At 71.0% G+C, this 15,989-nt stretch carries 16 protein-coding genes and 1 pseudogene; 9 read left to right on the top strand and 8 right to left on the bottom strand.

Going from position 1 to position 15,989, the window contains the following annotated elements; genetic code table 11:
- Positions 1 to 13 precede the first annotated feature (13 nt).
- Positions 14 to 1,063: an NAD(P)-dependent alcohol dehydrogenase gene (locus KV097_RS03445; RefSeq protein ID WP_220341780.1), complete on the top strand. Its 1,050-nt coding sequence runs from the start codon at positions 14 to 16 to the stop codon at positions 1,061 to 1,063.
- On the opposite strand, the gene KV097_RS03440 is transcribed toward KV097_RS03445, so the two are convergent.
- Together KV097_RS03440 and KV097_RS03435 are read right to left on the bottom strand one after the other, a co-directional pair.
- Entirely contained in the window at positions 1,021 to 2,442 is a 1,422-nt protein-coding gene (locus KV097_RS03440) for an HNH endonuclease signature motif containing protein (protein WP_220365082.1), read from the bottom strand. The two genes, KV097_RS03445 and KV097_RS03440, sit on opposite strands and share 43 nt — an antisense overlap.
- Before the next feature lie 94 nt (positions 2,443 to 2,536).
- Positions 2,537 to 3,682, bottom strand: a complete 1,146-nt coding sequence (locus KV097_RS03435) for an aminotransferase class I/II-fold pyridoxal phosphate-dependent enzyme (RefSeq protein WP_308289319.1) — start codon at positions 3,680 to 3,682, stop codon at positions 2,537 to 2,539.
- A 69-nt stretch (positions 3,683 to 3,751) separates the two neighbouring features.
- Here KV097_RS03435 and KV097_RS03430 point away from each other — a divergent pair, with 69 nt between their 5' ends.
- Positions 3,752 to 5,113 (top strand): APC family permease, encoded by a 1,362-nt coding sequence (locus KV097_RS03430; protein ID WP_220345156.1) that lies wholly within the window; start codon positions 3,752 to 3,754, stop codon positions 5,111 to 5,113.
- 6 nt (positions 5,114 to 5,119) lie between these two features.
- Here KV097_RS03430 and KV097_RS03425 read toward each other — a convergent pair whose 3' ends face one another.
- The 4 genes from KV097_RS03425 to KV097_RS03410 form a co-directional block, all read right to left on the bottom strand.
- Entirely contained in the window at positions 5,120 to 6,271 is a 1,152-nt protein-coding gene (locus tag KV097_RS03425; protein ID WP_220365081.1) for a peptidoglycan DD-metalloendopeptidase family protein, read from the bottom strand.
- A gap of 45 nt (positions 6,272 to 6,316) precedes the next feature.
- The gene (locus tag KV097_RS03420) at positions 6,317 to 7,717 is read right to left on the bottom strand and encodes an aldehyde dehydrogenase family protein (protein ID WP_308289318.1); all 1,401 of its coding nucleotides are present in this window, start codon (positions 7,715 to 7,717) and stop codon (positions 6,317 to 6,319) included.
- Between the two features lie 71 nt (positions 7,718 to 7,788).
- Positions 7,789 to 8,715, bottom strand: coding sequence for an NADP-dependent oxidoreductase (locus tag KV097_RS03415; protein WP_220365080.1), 927 nt, complete (start codon positions 8,713 to 8,715; stop codon positions 7,789 to 7,791).
- 66 nt (positions 8,716 to 8,781) lie between these two features.
- Positions 8,782 to 9,726 carry a YafY family protein gene (locus KV097_RS03410; RefSeq protein WP_220365079.1) on the bottom strand — a complete coding sequence of 315 codons (945 nt, stop codon included), beginning with the start codon at positions 9,724 to 9,726 and terminating at the stop codon, positions 8,782 to 8,784.
- Positions 9,727 to 9,814: 88 nt separating this feature from the next.
- Between KV097_RS03410 and KV097_RS03405 the strand changes: the two genes are divergently transcribed.
- From KV097_RS03405 to KV097_RS03395, 3 genes are read left to right on the top strand one after another with little or no spacing between them, the layout of a single operon-like run.
- Entirely contained in the window at positions 9,815 to 10,255 is a 441-nt protein-coding gene (locus KV097_RS03405; RefSeq protein ID WP_220341786.1) for a VOC family protein, read from the top strand.
- Positions 10,256 to 10,264: 9 nt separating this feature from the next.
- On the top strand, positions 10,265 to 11,023 hold the full coding sequence (locus KV097_RS03400; RefSeq protein WP_220341787.1) for a class I SAM-dependent methyltransferase: 759 nt from the start codon (positions 10,265 to 10,267) through the stop codon (positions 11,021 to 11,023).
- Between the two features lie 32 nt (positions 11,024 to 11,055).
- On the top strand, positions 11,056 to 11,262 hold the full coding sequence (locus tag KV097_RS03395) for a hypothetical protein (protein WP_220345162.1): 207 nt from the start codon (positions 11,056 to 11,058) through the stop codon (positions 11,260 to 11,262).
- Here KV097_RS03395 and KV097_RS03390 read toward each other — a convergent pair.
- The gene (locus tag KV097_RS03390) at positions 11,240 to 12,463 is read right to left on the bottom strand and encodes an epoxide hydrolase family protein (protein ID WP_220345163.1); all 1,224 of its coding nucleotides are present in this window, start codon (positions 12,461 to 12,463) and stop codon (positions 11,240 to 11,242) included. The genes KV097_RS03395 and KV097_RS03390 overlap by 23 nt on opposite strands.
- A gap of 62 nt (positions 12,464 to 12,525) precedes the next feature.
- Here KV097_RS03390 and KV097_RS03385 point away from each other — a divergent pair, with 62 nt between their 5' ends.
- Entirely contained in the window at positions 12,526 to 13,503 is a 978-nt protein-coding gene (locus KV097_RS03385) for a YafY family protein (protein WP_220345164.1), read from the top strand.
- A 47-nt stretch (positions 13,504 to 13,550) separates the two neighbouring features.
- Here the strand turns inward: KV097_RS03385 and KV097_RS19880 are convergent.
- A pseudogene (locus KV097_RS19880) lies at positions 13,551 to 13,667 on the bottom strand (cation-transporting P-type ATPase); the annotation flags it as partial.
- A 275-nt stretch (positions 13,668 to 13,942) separates the two neighbouring features.
- Between KV097_RS19880 and KV097_RS03375 the strand changes: the two are divergent.
- From KV097_RS03375 to KV097_RS03365, 3 genes are all read left to right on the top strand, one after another.
- Positions 13,943 to 14,740: a flavodoxin family protein gene (locus KV097_RS03375; RefSeq protein ID WP_220365078.1), complete on the top strand. Its 798-nt coding sequence runs from the start codon at positions 13,943 to 13,945 to the stop codon at positions 14,738 to 14,740.
- A gap of 85 nt (positions 14,741 to 14,825) precedes the next feature.
- Entirely contained in the window at positions 14,826 to 15,248 is a 423-nt protein-coding gene (locus KV097_RS03370; protein ID WP_220365077.1) for a PPOX class F420-dependent oxidoreductase, read from the top strand.
- Between the two features lie 47 nt (positions 15,249 to 15,295).
- The gene (locus tag KV097_RS03365) at positions 15,296 to 15,982 is read left to right on the top strand and encodes a hypothetical protein (protein ID WP_220341794.1); all 687 of its coding nucleotides are present in this window, start codon (positions 15,296 to 15,298) and stop codon (positions 15,980 to 15,982) included.
- Positions 15,983 to 15,989: the final 7 nt, after the last annotated feature.

Here is a 15,989-nt window from a genome sequence, read left to right as displayed (position 1 = left end):
TCGAGGAGTGCCGATGAGCCTCACCGTCCCTGCCCTGGTCACCGCGTCCGCCGGAGCTCCCTTCGAACGCGCGACCATCGACCGCCGCGCTCTTGGTCCCGGCGACGTGCTCATCGACATCGCGTACGCCGGGATCTGCCACTCGGACATCCATCAGGCGCGCGAGGAGTGGGGCACCGCGATCTTCCCGATGGTCCCCGGCCACGAGATCGCCGGGGTCGTCGCCGAGGTCGGCGAGGCCGTGACGCGGTACGCCGTCGGCGACCGCGTCGGCGTGGGGTGCTTCGTCGACTCGTGTCGCGAGTGCGAGACCTGTCGTGCCGGTGAGGAGCAGTACTGCCTCAGCGGCAACGTGCCGACGTACAACGGGCGCGATGCGGACGGGACCCCCACCTACGGCGGCTACTCGACGCAGATCGTCGTCGATGAGGCGTACGTCCTCGGGATCCCCGAAGGCATCTCGCTCGATGTCGCTGCGCCGCTGCTGTGCGCGGGCATCACGACGTACTCCCCTCTCAAGCACTGGAAAGCTGGCCCGGGGACGAAGGTCGCCGTGGTCGGCATGGGCGGTCTCGGGCACCTCGCGGTCAAGATCGCGCACGCGCTCGGTGCTGAGGTGACGGTCATCAGCCACACGCTGTCCAAGAAGGACGACGGGATCCGCTTCGGGGCCGACCACTACGAGACCGGGGACCGCGAGACGCTCAAGCGCCTGCGGGGCTCGTTCGACCTGATCATCAACACCGTCTCGGCGGACCTCCCCGTCGACGCCTACCTCCGCGCGCTGAGGCTCGACGGGACGATGGTCTTCGTCGGAGCACCGGAGAACAAGCAGTCGTTCCGCGCGTTCTCGTTGATCGGCGGGCGACGGAGCCTTGCCGGGTCCAACATCGGAGGGATCCGCGAAACTCAGGAGATGCTGGACTTCTGCGCGCAGCACGGCATCGGCGCCGAGATCGAGACCATCGGCGCCGACGACGTCGACAAGGCGTACGACCGGGTCGTCGCCTCGGACGTGCGCTACCGCTTCGTGATCGACACGTCCACCATCCCGGCGCGATGACGCTCGAGTGAACCGCAGGGTGCGGTCACCTGCTGGCGCGATGCAGGCTCGAACGCGCCGTCGCGAGCCACCCCGAGAGCGTGCAGGTAGTCGCGGAACCGACGGCGGTGGATGCGGTCTCGATCCTCGATGGCCCGCCGTGACGGCCCGTGCACTCGCCGGAAGACGAACCCGCCCGCCTCGTCGCGCTCGACTCCGAGTCGGCCGGCATGCACGGCCAGGTGGCAGGCCCGGCAGAGTCCCACCAGATTGACGAGATCGGTCCGGCCGCCGTCCCGTTCCCACCACGAGACGTGATGAAGCTCGAGGTTGGTGTGACTGCACCCGGGTGAGGCGCAGTGCCCGTCCTGCTGCACGCGGACTGCCACCCGTTGGGCGCGGGTCGCGAGTCGTCGTGTGCGTCCAACGTTGAGCACCGCGGCATAGGGTGTCCTCCCGCTCGTCGTCCCGTGCGTGAGGACCGTCGTGTGGTCCCCCTCGCAGGCGAGGTAGCCATAGAGGTCCGGGCCGATCACGCCGTACCCCTGGAGCGTGGGCGGGGCGGACCCGGGCTGGTGCGACAACCACTCGGCCTCCACGGTGACGTGCAACTGCGGTCGCACGCCCTTGTCGCCGGGGATGCCGTCCGCGATCGCGGTGTCCAGCAGCTCGTGGAGAGCGTCGGTCCGACGCTGCGACGCGGGACGCTCGTCGGCGCACGAGGCGCTCCCAGCCGGGCCGTCCGCCTCACCGGGGCCGGTCGATCGCGGCGCCGATGCCGCGACGAGGAACGACGCCAGCTTGGCGCCGAGAACGATGTCGACGAACCCCGCTAGGTGGTAGCCGTCACCTGCGCGGGTGACCTGCACGTCCCGTCTGTCCATCCCCCGCCGCCAGGCCTCGTCGACCTTGGACGGATGGGTCACCTCGTCGAGTCGGTCGATCGCCACGGCGAGGTCGCTTGGAGCCGCCTGCTTGGCCAGCGGCAGCAAGATCTGCTGCGTCGCGTCGGCAAGCACGGCGGTGTCCACGCGCCGAAGGCCGCCGGTGAACTGGGCGACGTGATCGAGTCGTATCTCGCCGGCCAGCATCGCCTCACCGACTCCCGGAAGCACCTGCATCGTGCGCCCGGCGGCTCGCAGCCGCGCCGTGGACGCCGCACTCAGCCGCAGCTCGCGGCGCGCCCACGACAACGTGGACGAGGCGCCGTCATCCGCGTAAGCCCCCGTCTCGTCCATCTGGCGCAGCAGCCTCGCGCGAAGCCCCTCGGCGCGGTCGGACATCGCTTGGAGAGTCCTCAGCGCGGCCCGGGTCTGCATGGTGTCGGCAAACTCGTGAGGCATCTCCACGACCGCATCGAACGCCTCGTTGAGCGCAGCATATCGGCTGGAATCGAACATACGTTCATCGTGGCGCATCGGAACGGCGCGGCGGCCGGTCGTCGAACGACCTGTGGAACAGTCCCGCGGTCGGCGACCTGTGGACCAGTTCCGATCACCCCACGCTCGCTGCCATCCGTTCGACGATCTCGGACAGGATCGGCTTCGACGTCGCGGCGGTGACCCGGACGTGACCCGCTCCCCCGGTCCCGAACGTCGGACCCGAGCCGAGGGCGACCCGTCCGCGCTCGAGGAAGGTCTCGGCCGGATCGTCCCCGAGTCCGAGCGCGCGACAGTCCAACCACGCCAGATAGGTGGCCTCCGGCTCCCGCAGCCGTACGCCGGGGAGCCGTTGCGCGAGCTCGTCGGCCAGGTGGGAGCGGTTCGCGGACAGGGCGGCGAGCACCTCGTCGAGCCACTCCCCTCCGTCGCGCAGCGCAGCGGTGTGCCCGATGACCCCCAGGTGACTGGGGCCGTGGGCCACGACCTCGGGCATCCGTCCCAGGTCGTCCACGGCGGCCGAGCCCGCGAGGACCGCACCGGCCTTCGCGCCGGCGAGGTTCCACGCCTTGGAAGCCGACATCACCGCGAAGGCGTCGTCGGTCCCTTCGAGCGACAGGTACGGGGTGAACCGGACGCCGTCCAGCACGATCGGCGCGTGGATCTCGTCCACGACGACGCGGACCCCGTGCTCGTGCGCGAGCCGCGCGACCGACGCGAGCTCGTCGGGACGGTGAGCGGTCCCTGTCGGGTTCTGCGGGTTGCAGAGGAGGTACGCCACCGGCAGTCCGGTCGTCGCGGCGCGGGCGAACGCCTCACCGAGCGCCTTGAGGTCCAGGCGCCCGTCAGCGCCGAGGGGCGCGTCCACCGGACGCCGGCCGATCTTGGAGACGAAGCCGAAGAACGGCGGATAGACCGGTGGGTTCACGACCACCGGCGAGCCGGGCTCGGTGACCAGCTGGAGCACCTCCGACACGCCGGTCATCACGTCAGCCACCATCGCCGACCGCTCGACGCTGACCCCGTCCCAACCCCACCGTGTCGACGCGAAGGCCGCCAAGGCTTCGACGTACCCGGTACCGCTGGGGTAGCCCGTGTCTCCCCGGCGCAGCGCGTCGCTCAGCGCACGCACCACCGGCTCGGCGAGGACGACGTCCATCTCGGCCACGAAGGCGGGCAGGACGTCAGGCGGGTGGAGACGCCACTTCACACTCGTCCGCGCGTGCAGGTCGTCGAGGCTGAGCATCTCGAGCGGATTCACCCCGCCATCGTGCCGCACCGGGCCGCGCGTCGTCTGTGCGATCCGCTGTGCTCTGTCAGGCTCGATGCCATGACCTCGCACGACCTCACCTCGACCGACACGCGGCTCAACCGGCGGATCACCGGCCCTCTCCTCTTCGCCTTCATCCTCGGCGACGTGCTCGGCGCCGGGATCTACGCGCTCGTCGGCGTCCTCGCAGGAGACGTCGGCGGCGTGATCTGGCTCCCGCTGCTGATCGCGCTGCTCCTCGCCCTGCTGACGGCGGGCTCCTACGCGGAGCTGGTCACCAAGTATCCGCGAGCAGGCGGTGCGGCGGTCTATGCCGAGCGCGCCTTCGGCTCCCCGTTGCTCGCGTTCCTCGTCGGGTTCTCCATGCTGGCCGCCGGGGTGACGAGCGCTGCCGGGCTGTCGCTCGCGTTCTCCGGCGACTACCTCGGCACGTTCGTCGACGTCCCGACGACCCTGGCCGCCGTCCTCTTCCTCGCGGCGGTGGCCGCGCTCAACGCACGAGGTATCCGCGAGTCCATGGGGACCAACCTCGTGATGACCGTCATCGAGGTGAGCGGGCTGGTCCTCGTCGTGGTCGCCGTCGGGATCATGGTCGGCGACGGACGCGGTGACGTTGGGCGGGTGACCGAGTTCCCCGAGGGCGCGGCGCCGCTGACCGCTACGCTGGGAGCGGCGATCATCGCCTACTACTCGTTCGTGGGGTTCGAGACGTCGGCGAACATCGTCGAGGAGGTCCGCGATCCATCGCGGATCTATCCCCGGGCGCTCTTCGGTGCTCTGGTCGTCGCCGGGATGGCCTACGTGGCGGTCGGGATGGCGAGCGCGATCGCCCTTCCGCCCTCAGAGCTGTCGGAGTCCACCGGACCCTTGACCACCGTCGTCGACGCGACCGACCTCGGCATCCCGGACGAGCTGTTCAGCGCCATCGCGCTGGTCGCGGTCGCGAACGGTGCGCTGCTGACGATGATCATGGCGAGCCGCCTGACGTACGGCATGGCGGAGCGCGGGCTGCTGCCACCGGTCCTCGGTGCGGTCCTGCCGCGCCGGCGGACGCCGTGGGTGGCCATCCTCGCCACCACCGCCGTGGCGATGGGGCTGACCCTCGTGGGCGATCTCGCCACCCTCGCGGAGACCGTGGTGCTGCTGCTCCTCTTCGTGTTCATCAGCACCAACGTCGCGGTCCTCGTCCTGCGGCGTGACGTCGTGGACCACGACCACTTCAGGGTCTGGTCGTTCGTCCCGGTGCTCGGCGTGATCTCGTGCGTCGTCCTCCTCACCCAGCAGAGGGGCATGGTGTGGGTCTTCGGAGCGGCGCTGCTCGCCGTGGGGGTCGTCCTGCACCTGCTGGCGCGGCTCGTAGGACCGAGCGGCGGCGACGACCGCGAGGACTCCCAGGACGCCCAGGACTCCGAGAGCCGCTAGCCCGCGCTACCTCACGGCAGTCAGGCCGACGGTCCGCCGCGGGCTCACCGCCGTCCGGTACGACCCGCGCGCCGGCCGGACCTCGAGGTGCAGGTGCGGCCCGTCCGGCGCTCCTCGGGCCCCGCTGCGCCCGATCAGGTCACCTCTGCTCACACGCTCGCCGTGCTTCACCCGGCGTGATCGCAGGTGGCCGAGGAGGACGTCACGCCCGCGCGAACGGATCACGACCGCCCGAGTGCCGTACGCCGATCCGAGACCGCGGGTCACGACGCGCCCGGACACCCCGGCGTAGACCGGCGTGCCGCGGGGCATGTCGATGTCGAGCCCGTGGTGGAACCCCCTGCCGCCGGCGCAGCGCCTCGAAGGCGGGTACCACGGCGCGCGGGTGCAGCCGAACGGGATCATCCGCCGGTGGGCGCCGGCGAACCACCGCGAGGCGTAGCAGCGCGTGTCGCTCGTCCAGAAGCGCTTCACTCCCGAAGGGGTTCGGCCCGGGCCCACCCTGCACGCCGGGGCAACGCGCTGAGCCGGCGCCGACTGCGTGGTCGGCGCTGCCTGCGCGGTCGGCGCCGCCTGCCAGGGCCCGATCCGGACCGTGGTCCCGTTGCCGATGTCGAGGGACTCCGTCGTGCGGACGACGACAGGCGGCTGTCCCTCGGCGAGCTGGAGCGCGAGCACGGTGATCCGCTCCGTCTCGGCCCCGGCGAGGCTGCCCGTCCACTCGACGTTGGCATACGCCTCACCCGCCGGCGGCACGGGCACGACCTCCGTCGGTGTGCGCTCCCCCGTACGCTGCCGGTGCTCGGCCGCCAGCTCGAGCGGGTCGCCGCTCTCCCCCCGTCCGCCGATGCCGGGGAACCCGTCGACGACGCAGGCCGAGCCGGTGTTGTTGCGCAGCACCGCCCTCGCGTAACGGTGTCCCAGTGCCGGCTCCGCGGGGGTGAGGGCCACGCTGACGTCCCGCGGTCCGCACGAGCGGGCAGTCGCTTGCTGCGTCGCCTGGAGCCGGAGGACACCGACGTCCGGCGGGGCCTGCTCGCTCGGGGTCGCCGCGGTGGCGGACACCGTCGCGGGCTCCGTGCGTTCGTCGCTCGACGACCCGCACGCGGAGAGGACCAGCAGCGCGCTCGCGAGGAGCGGGAGGCACGCACGTCGCATCTCTGCAACCTACGCGACGCCCGCTCCACCGGCCGGGGTCGTGACTCAAACCCTCGGCGTACCGAGATGGACCACCTTCGTCGTCGTCATCTCGTCGAGCAGCTCGGGTCCGTACCCGAAGCCCGACCCGCTCGCCCGCCGAGGCTGCGCGGCACCGCCCGGCGCGCCTCCGAACGCGGCGTTGACCTTCACCGTGCCGACCTGCAGCTCCCGCCACGCGCGCTGGGCGTGCTCCATATCGGCGGTGAGCACCACCGCCGCCAGCCCGTACGGCCCCGTCATCGCCGCCGTCAGGGCGGTGTCGAAGTCCGGCACCACCCGCACCGGGGCCACCGGCCCGAAGGTCTCCTCACGCATGACCGTCATCGCATCGGTGCAGTCGGTGAGGACCGTCGCCGGATAGAACGTGCCCGGACCGTCGGGTACCTCACCGCCGGCGAGCAACGTCGCACCGTCGAGGATCGCCTCGGACACCTGGTCGTGGACGCTCCGGCGCATGCGCTCGTCGACCAACGGCCCGAGCTCGGTCGCAGGCTCGACGCCCGAGCCGGTCGCCAGCTCGTTCGCGCGCCGGACCAGCGCGTCGAGGAAGTCGGCGGCGACCGGCTCGGCAACGTAGATCCGCTCGATCGAGGTGCAGATCTGCCCGGCGTTGGCGAACGCGCCGAGCGCCGCCTGCTCGGCGGCCCACACCGGATCGACCCCGGCGTCCACGATCATGGGGTCGTTCCCGCCGTTCTCCAGCACGGCCTTGGCGCCGGTGCGCGCCGCGGCCTGCGCGATCGCCCGCCCGGTCAGGGTCGAACCGACGTGCGCGACGACGTCGACGAGCGGGTCCGCAGCGAGCGCGGCCCCGGTACGGCCGTCGCCGACGAGGACCTGCAGCACTCCGGGCGGCAGCACCTCGGCGAACGCCCGGGCCAGCTCGACGCCCGTGTGCGGGCTGCGCTCGGAGGGCTTGAAGACGACCGTGTTGCCAGTCACCAGCGCAGCGCCGATCAGTCCGCACGGCACCGCGACGGGATCGTTCCACGGCGTGATCGCGGCGACGACGCCCCGTGGTTGCGGCACCATCAGATCGGTCGCGTCCCAGCCTCCCTGCAACGACCGGCCGCGGTGGAGGGGACCGAGCTCGGCGTACTGGCGCAACGTCGCGACACCGGCGTCGACTCCCCCGCGAGCGTCCGCGGGCGGCTTGCCCATCTCGCGGGTAGTGAGGACGGCAAGTGCGTCAGCGGAGGCGGCAAGCCGGGCGGCGGCCTCCGCCACGCACGCGGCACGCTCGGCCGGCGCGGTACGCGCCCAGTCCAGCGCAGCCTTGGCGGCGGCCTCGACCGCCGCCCCGACCTCGGCCGGCGCGGCGCACTCCAGAGTGCCGACGAGCGAGCCGTCCGCGGGATCGAGGACGGTCAGCAGGTCGGAGTCGTACGGTTCAGCGCCAGGCACAGCGGCTCCCTCGGCGTCGGGGTAAGGGTCCTCCGCCCCGTACCCCGACGCCGGCTGGCCAATCAGGCACCTCAGCCGATCCGCACGACCACCTTGCCGCGGGTGTGGCCCTTCTCGACCGTGCGGTGTGCATCGGCGGCGTGCTCGAGATCGAAGACCTCAGCGATCTCGACCTTGACGACACCCTGATCGATCAGCGTCGCCAGCTCGGCGAGGTCGTCGGCGTCGGGGCGGACCCAGACGTAAGCGCCGCCGAGCTCGTCACGGGCACGCGGGTCGGTGATCGAGACGATCCGGCCGCCGTCGGCGAGGAGGTCCGGCGCGGTGTCCACGGCCTCGCCGCCGACGTAGTCGAGGATGACGTCGAACCCGCCGGGTGCCACCGCGCGAGCCCTCTCGACGAGACCGTCGCCGTACGCGACCGGCTCGGCACCGAGCGAGCGCACATAGTCGTGGTTGTGCTCGGACGCCGTACCGACGACCCGGGCACCCGCGTGCACGGCGAGCTGCACCGCGAACGAGCCGACGCCTCCGGCCGCAGCATGGACCAGCACCGTCTGACCCGCGACGAGACCCGACCGCCGGATCGTCTGCAGGGCGGTCAGACCCGCGAGCGGGACGCCTGCGGCCTCCTCGAACCCGATGGTCGACGGCTTCTTGGCCAGGGTGCGGACGGGGACGGCGACGTACTCGGCGAGCGTGCCGCCGGAGACCACGTCCTTGCGGGCGTACGCGAACACCTCGTCGCCGACCTCCAGCTCCGGGGTGTCGAGACCGACCTTGTCGACCACACCCGCGACGTCCCAGCCGGGGACGGCCGGCAGATCGACGTCGATCAGTCCCTGCAGGTGACCCTCTCGAACCTTGTAGTCGACGGGGTTGACGCCTGCGGCGATCACCTTGACCACGACCGTGTCGGGGCCGATGTGCGGCTCCGGCAGGTCGCGGAGGCTCAGGACGTCAACGCTTCCGAACTCCTCGTACGCGATAGCTCTCATGCAGGGACGAACCGTGCCGGGCAGCCGCGCATTCCGAACGTGCCCGACGCCAATGCCCCGGCGAGGTCATCTCTCGCCGTAGCGGGAGAGGAGCTCGGCACCGATCCTGCGGAGCTCCTCCTTCACCGCGTCTCCCTCGACGACCTCGACCCGTGCTCCCCAGCCGGCGAGCTGCTCGGCGACCGACACCGCCGTGTGGGCCGCGACCCTGACACGGGCCCGGCCGTCCGCGGCCGGCGGCTTTGGAGTGCAGTGCTGACCGAAGTGGTCACGCAGGACGGGGACGAATCGCCTGTCGACGAGCACGACGGCGGACACCAGGGATCGTCGGCGCTCCATCGTGGTCACCACGTCCGCCCACGCCTCCTCCAGCGCGAGGTCGTCGGGTCGCTCGGCCGACTCGTCGGTGACCTCCGCCGTACGCACCCGGTCCACGCGGAACGTTCGTCGACCCCGCTCGGTCCCCGCCAGGAGATACCAGCGGTCGTCCTTGTCGACGAGGCCCCAGGGATCCACGAGCCGCTCGGTCTCACCGCCGCGACCCTCGTACACGAGGCGGACGCGTCGACGCCGGACCACGGCGTCCTGGAGGCGCTCGACGAGCGGGGGTCGCGACCGGTCGGCTCCACCCCACGGGGTCGCGTCGACGTGGACCGCCTCGGCCGCCGCCTCGGCGTCCTCGCGGAACGTGCGTGGGAGTGCTCGGACGAGCTTGCGCAGCGCCGCCTTGAGCTCCGGGGATCCGGACGCCGCCGGGCCTGCGAGCAGGAAGAGCGTCCGGGCCTCCGACGCGGTGAGGCCCGTCAGGTCCGTCCGGGCGCCGCCGACGAGCGACCAGCCCCCGTGACGCCCTGGGCGCGCATAGACCGGGACACCGGCGGACGACAGAGCCGTCAGGTCACGCCGCGCGGTCGCCACCGAGACCTCGAGCTCCGACGCCACCTCGGCAGCGGTGACCTGTCCCCGCGACTGCATGAGCAGGAGGGTGGCGACAAGACGGTCCGCGCGCATGTCCCGATCTTGTCAAAGAAAGTGCTCAGAAGGTGATCACTTAACGGGGCAGGCTGGGATCACCACCCCATCAGAGAGGACCACCACCATGCTTCGCGGACTCGCCACCATCAGCTTCTACGCCGACGACCTCGCCGCTGCCCGAGACTGGTACGCCGAGGTGCTCGGCGCCGACCCGTACTACGCGTTCCCTTCCGAGGGGGCGCCCGGCTACATCGAGTTCCGGGTCGGCGACTACGAGCACGAGCTCGGCATCATCGACGCGCGGTATGCGCCCGCGGACCGTCCGTCCGGGCCGGCCGGAGCCGTCACCTACTGGCATGTCGACGACCTGCAGGCAGCACACGACCGTCTCCTCGCCCTCGGCGCGACCCCGCACCTGCCGATCACCGAGCAGGGTGGCGGCACGGGATTCGTGACGGCGTCGGTCGTCGACCCCTTCGGCAACCTCCTGGGCATCATGAACAATCCGCACTACCTGGAGGTGGTGAGGGCAACCGGTACCTTCGCGGCGCCTGCTGCCCCGTAGATTTCACGTATGTCCTTCGATGTGGCCGCCGAGTCCTACCAGCGGTTCATGGGGCGATTCTCCGAGCCCCTCGCGGCCGCGTTGGTCCTGGCAACGGACCCTCAGCGCGGCTGGAAGGTGCTCGACGTCGGCTGTGGGCCGGGCGCGCTCACCGGCGATCTCGCGGCCTGGATCGGTGACGAGGCGGTGAGCGCTGTCGATCCGTCGCCGGCCTTCGTCGGGGCCGTGCATCGACGTCTCCCCCACGTCGACGCACGCCTCGGCCGCGCCGAGGACCTCCCGTTCGCCGATGCCACGTTCGACGCGTCGTACGCCCAGCTCGTGGTGCACTTCATGCACGATCCCGTCGCCGGCCTGCGCGAGATGCGGCGGGTCACGGCGCCTGGTGGTCCGGTCACCGCGTGCGTCTGGGACCACGAGGGCGGGACCGGACCCCTTGCCGCCTTCTGGGACGCTGTACTCGACGTCGATCCGGACGCCCCGGACGAGTCCGGCCTCGCAGGGACCCGGGAGGGCCACCTGGAGGAGCTCTTCGCCGAGGCAGGACTCCACGACCTCGAGGCGTCGGCGCTCACCGTGACGGTGCGCTTCGAGTCGTTCGAGCAGTGGTGGGAGCCGTTCCTGCTCGGGGTGGGTCCGGCCGGAGCCTACGTCGCCGGACTCGACGAGGACGCGCTCGCGGCGGTCCGCAAGTCTTGCCGCGCTCGCGTGCCGGCGCGGCCGTTCTTCGTCGACGCGACCGCCTGGTGCGTCACGGGAAGGGTGTGATTGCCCGGCCGGTCAGCGGGTACCCCCACATCATGACCAACGCATCGAACGAGCCCGCCGACGTCGGCGACGACGAGGCCATCAACGACGACGCCGCGGAGGCCGACGAGATCCGCTCGTCGCCGTCCGCCGACTCCGTGCGCGAGGACAGCACACGATCGACCGACGACGACCAGGACGCGGAGCCGCCCGGCAACGCCCCACCGGGCGTTGCACCTAACGATCCTTCGGGATCCTGAGTCCTCTCAGGGGACGGAAGAACTCCCGTACGTCAGAGACCCACAGGTCGGGCACCTCCATCGCGGGAAAGTGACCCCCGCGGTCGAAGTTCGACCAGTGCGCCAGGCTTCCCTCCGGGTCGGCCAACGACCGCACCGTGGTGTCGGCCGCGAACACGGCGTACCCGGTCGGTGGGCCTTCGGGCAGCTCCGATCCCTCCGAACCGTGGCCCGCACCGTTGGTCTGCGCTGCCGCCATCTGCTTCCACGCCTGGATGCCCTCGTAGGTGGCGTGGGCGGAGGTGGCCCCAGCCTGGCGGAACCAGTTCAACGAGACGTTGGTCAGGAGCTGGTCGCGGTCGACAGCCTCGTCGGGCAGCTCCGCAGCGGGATCGGTCCACTCGTGGAACTTCTCGACGATCCAGGCCAGCTGACCGACGGGCGAGTCGGTCAGCGCGTACGCGATCGTCTGCGGCCGGGTCGCCTGAAGGTGGAAGTAGCCGAAACCTTCGTCGCGGTCCTTGTTGAACCGCACGATGCGGTCGCGGTCCGCGCCATCGAAGTCGTCGGGGTCGAGGGCCGGCCCGAACGGCGTGCCTGCGGAGGTCCCGGTCAGGTGCATGCCGACGACCTGCCCGGGCGCGATCATCGCAAGCATGCCGGCGACGCCGGCTCCGGCGTCTGTCGCCTGGAGGCCGTACCTCTCGTAGCCGAGGCGACGCGCGAGCTCCGCCCACGCCTGCGCGACCTGGAAGAGGTTGCCCCATCCCGCGTGGAAGGGCGTGGACAGGCCGTACCCGGGCAGCGTCGGCACCACCACGTCGAACGCGTCGGTGGACTGCCCACCCGACCGTTGCGGGTCCGCGAGAGGCTCGAGGACCCGGAGGAACTCGACCGACGAGCTCGGCCAACCGTGCGTCAGCATCAGCGGCATCGCGTCGGACTCCGATGACCGGACGTGGAAGAAGTGGATGTCCTGTCCGTCCACCGTGGTCACGAACTGGGGGATCGCGTTCAGACGGGCCTCCTGGGCCCGCCAGTCGAAGTCGTTCAACCAGTAGTCGGTCAGCGTCGCCAGGTAGCCGGGCGGCACTCCCCTGGCCCAGTCGGAACCCGCCGAGAAGTCGGGCCATCGCGTACGGCGAAGCCTCTCGTGCAGGTCGTCGACGCTGCTCTGAGGAATGTCGATCTGGTACGGCCGGATTGCTGCGCTCTCGTCCATCTCGTGACGGTAGAACGACATGCGGAAGATCTCCTTCCGCGTTTTCAGGGCAGGATAAAGGAGTGCTCTCGACCTCAGCACGCCTGCTGCAGCTCCTGTCTCTCCTGCATTCGCAACGTGACTGGACGGGGTCGGCGCTGGCAGCGCGCCTCGAGGTGAGCACGCGGACCCTGAGGACCGACGTCGGCCGGCTTCGCAGCCTCGGCTATCCGGTGGAGGGCGTCCCGGGTGTGGCCGGCGGATACCGCCTCGGTGGAGGCGCCGCGCTTCCGCCGCTGCTCCTCGACGACGACGAGGCGTTGGCGGTCGCGATCGGTCTCCGCACCGCGGTCGGGGGTTTCGCCGGGTTCGAGGGCACGGCCATGAGCGCGCTGGTCAAGGTCGAGCAGACGCTCCCCTCTCGGCTTCGTCACCGGCTCGAGGACCTCGTGGCGGCCACGGTCGCGCTGCGGACGGAGTCGTCGGCCGTACCGGTCGAGCGGCTCACCGCCATCGCCGACGCCGTGCGCTGCCGCGAGAGCGTGCGCTTCGGCTACGAAGACAGCGACGGAGTCTCGACACTCCGTACGGCTGAGCCCCACCGGCTCGTCCACACCCGTGGCCGCTGGTACCTCGCGGCGTGGGACGTCGCGCGTACGGCGTGGCGGACGTTCCGCGTGGACCGCATGCGCCTGCGGACACCGAACGGGCCACGCTTCCTCCCGCGAGACGAGCCCGACGGTGACCTCATCGGATTCGTCGAGCGCACGCTCGGGACAGTGACCTGGCAGGTCAGGGCACGCGCGCGCGTCCAGGCGCCTGCGGCGCGGATCATTGCACGGGTGCCAGCCGCTGTGGTCGTGGAGGAAGTCGACGTATCGACCTGCATCGCTCACGTGGGCTCCGACTCGTGCGACCAGCTGGCCCTGTGGCTCGGGCTCCTCGACGCCGACTTCACCGTCGACGGACCGGCTGAGCTCGCACCCGCCCTTCGTCGCGTCGCCGCGCGCTACGGCCGTGCGGCCGACGCCGCCGAGGACGATCGGTCTGGCTCCGCCTGAGCCGGGTGAGATTAGATCAGATATCCCCGCGCTCGTGGCGAGGACCCTCAGCGAGAAGGTGTGGGACGCGCACACGACGACGGCGGCTTCTCGGCGGCGATCTCGTTCGGCCCCTCCGAGGTCAGCCTGATCTCCGCCTCGCCGACGCACAGTCCCGTGCTGGCGTCCGTCCGAACCTGCGGCGCCGACGACCTCGCTGACGGTCAACACGTACGGGGGCATCGGCGTGTCGGTGGCCACGGGCGGTCGTTGGTCAGTCATGGGACTCCCCTCGGGCCGGACCAGGAGGGCCGACGGAAACGAAGGTGTGCCTTCCACCGCCCACGTGCGTCCGTCATGCACCGGACAGATCAGATGCAGCGTGGCCTCGAGTCACGGTGGAACCGGTCAGATGATCGTCTATCCTATATTTTCCGATTGAGCGGTGGCAGGAGAAGACATGAGGGTAGGCGTGGTGCTCGGCACCGGACACGGCGAGAAGGGCACGACCGGCATGGTGGTCGACGCCCTGATCGTGCGGATGCGCGAGCGCGTCGAGATCGAGGTCGACGTCATCTGCACCGACGATCTCGTACTCGGACCGAGCTGTCCCGCGTGCCTCGCCTGCATGACCGCGGGCGAACAGGCGTGCCCGAACGCCGACAACGCCTCGCCGGCCCGGGAGCTGATGGATGCTGCGGACCTCGTCATCTTCGCGACCGCGGTCCACAGCTTCACGCTCTCCGCGACCATGAAACGGTTCGTCGACCACTTCGCCTACCTGATCCACCGCCCACGCTACTTCGGGACCCCGGCCATCCTCGTCTCGACCGCCGCGGGCGCCGGTCACGATGCCGCTCTCGGCTACCTGACGACCGCCATCCGCCGGTGGGGGTTCCACACGGCGGGCCAGCTCGGCGTGAACGGTCCGGGCCTCGCCAAGGCGCCGTACCGCGCAAAGGTGGACCGCGCGCTCGATGAGCTCGCGGCGACCGCCGTACGGGCCGTGCACGACGGCGGGGAGCCCGCACCGACGACCTCCGACCTGATCGGCTTCCGCGTCGCCCGCCTGCTGGTCGAGTCCGGCCGCAGCGACGGTCCGGTCGACGCGGCGTACTGGGACGAGCGCGGCTGGTTCGAGGCGGACTGGTTCACGGGCGCCAAGGTCGGGCGAGTCCGCAACGCCGTCGCGGCGCTCGTCGAGCGACGCATCCGCACCGGCATCGAGAACGGCTCTGCCAAGCCGTACACGGGTTGACAGAGCGGCCCGCGACGCCGTGACGGCTGACCGCCTGCCGCGTAACGTGACGGGAGACGTCCGCCGCCCGCGAAGGAGATCGTCCGTGTCGAAGCCACCGCTGCCCGATGAGGCCATCGCGCTCCTGCGCCGTCCGAACCCCTGCGTGATCGCCACCGTCCGCCAGGACGGGTCCCCGGTCACGACGGCCACCTGGTACCTCTGGGACGACGGCCGCATCCTCGTCAACATGGACGAGGGCCGAGTCCGGTTGAAGCATCTGCGCCGCGAGCCGCGAGTCAGCCTCACGATGCTCGCCGAGGACGGGTGGGCCACCCACGTCACGGTGATGGGCCGGGTCGTCGAGATGCACGACGACGAAGGGCTCGTCGACATCGACCGCCTGTCGACGCACTACACGGGTCGCGCGTACCCCACCAGAGACCGCCGGCGGGTCAGCGCCTGGATCGAGATCGAGCGCTGGCACGGCTGGGGCGCGCTCAAGGACAACGACCAGGCGAGCGGTTGAACAAACCCCTCGTCGTCGTCGCGACGCGGCTCCGCTAGCGTAAGCGCATGAGTGACGTCGCCGCGATCCGGCACCCCGTTCCGGCGCTGGTCCGCCTCCTCGACGTCGCAGCCAAGGGCCTGCTGGTGCTCATGCTGGCGCTGGCCCTCGCCTTCCCGCAGTTCGGCAACCTCGAGGACAAGGGTGCGGGGCTCCGGGCGATCGCCTACCCGATGCTGGCGTTCACCATCCCGGTGATCTGGCACCTCTACTGGCGTGAGCGGGCGTCCTTCCCGTGGCTCGCCGACCTCCTCGTCACCATCACGTGCTTCACCGACATCCTCGGCAACCGGATGGACCTCTACGACACGATCGTGTGGTTCGACGACTGGATGCACTTCATGAACACCGGTCTGCTGGCAGGGGCCGTGATCCTGCTGACTCTCCCTCGTACGGCGACCCTGGGCATGACACTCGAACGCGCGCTCGCCTTCGGGGTGACTGCCGCGGTGGTCTGGGAGCTGGCGGAGTACTTCGCGTTCATCAGCAAGTCTGCGGAGCGCCACAGCGCCTACTCGGACACGCTCGGTGACCTCACCCTCGGCACGCTGGGCGCGCTCGTCGCCGCGGCCGCCATCCACGCCGCGTGGCGCAGGGGCAGGCTGCACAAGGCGGCGCCGCAGCTCGAGGGCAAGATCGTCACTCCTGAGGTGGGCGCTCCGTCTGCTCCAGGACCCCGCCAGTCGTCGCTCTGACGACGCG

This window comes from Mumia sp. zg.B17 (genome assembly GCF_019550915.1).
Lineage (GTDB): Bacteria > Actinomycetota > Actinomycetes > Propionibacteriales > Nocardioidaceae > Mumia.
This window is presented reverse-complemented; position numbering and strand designations above follow the sequence as displayed.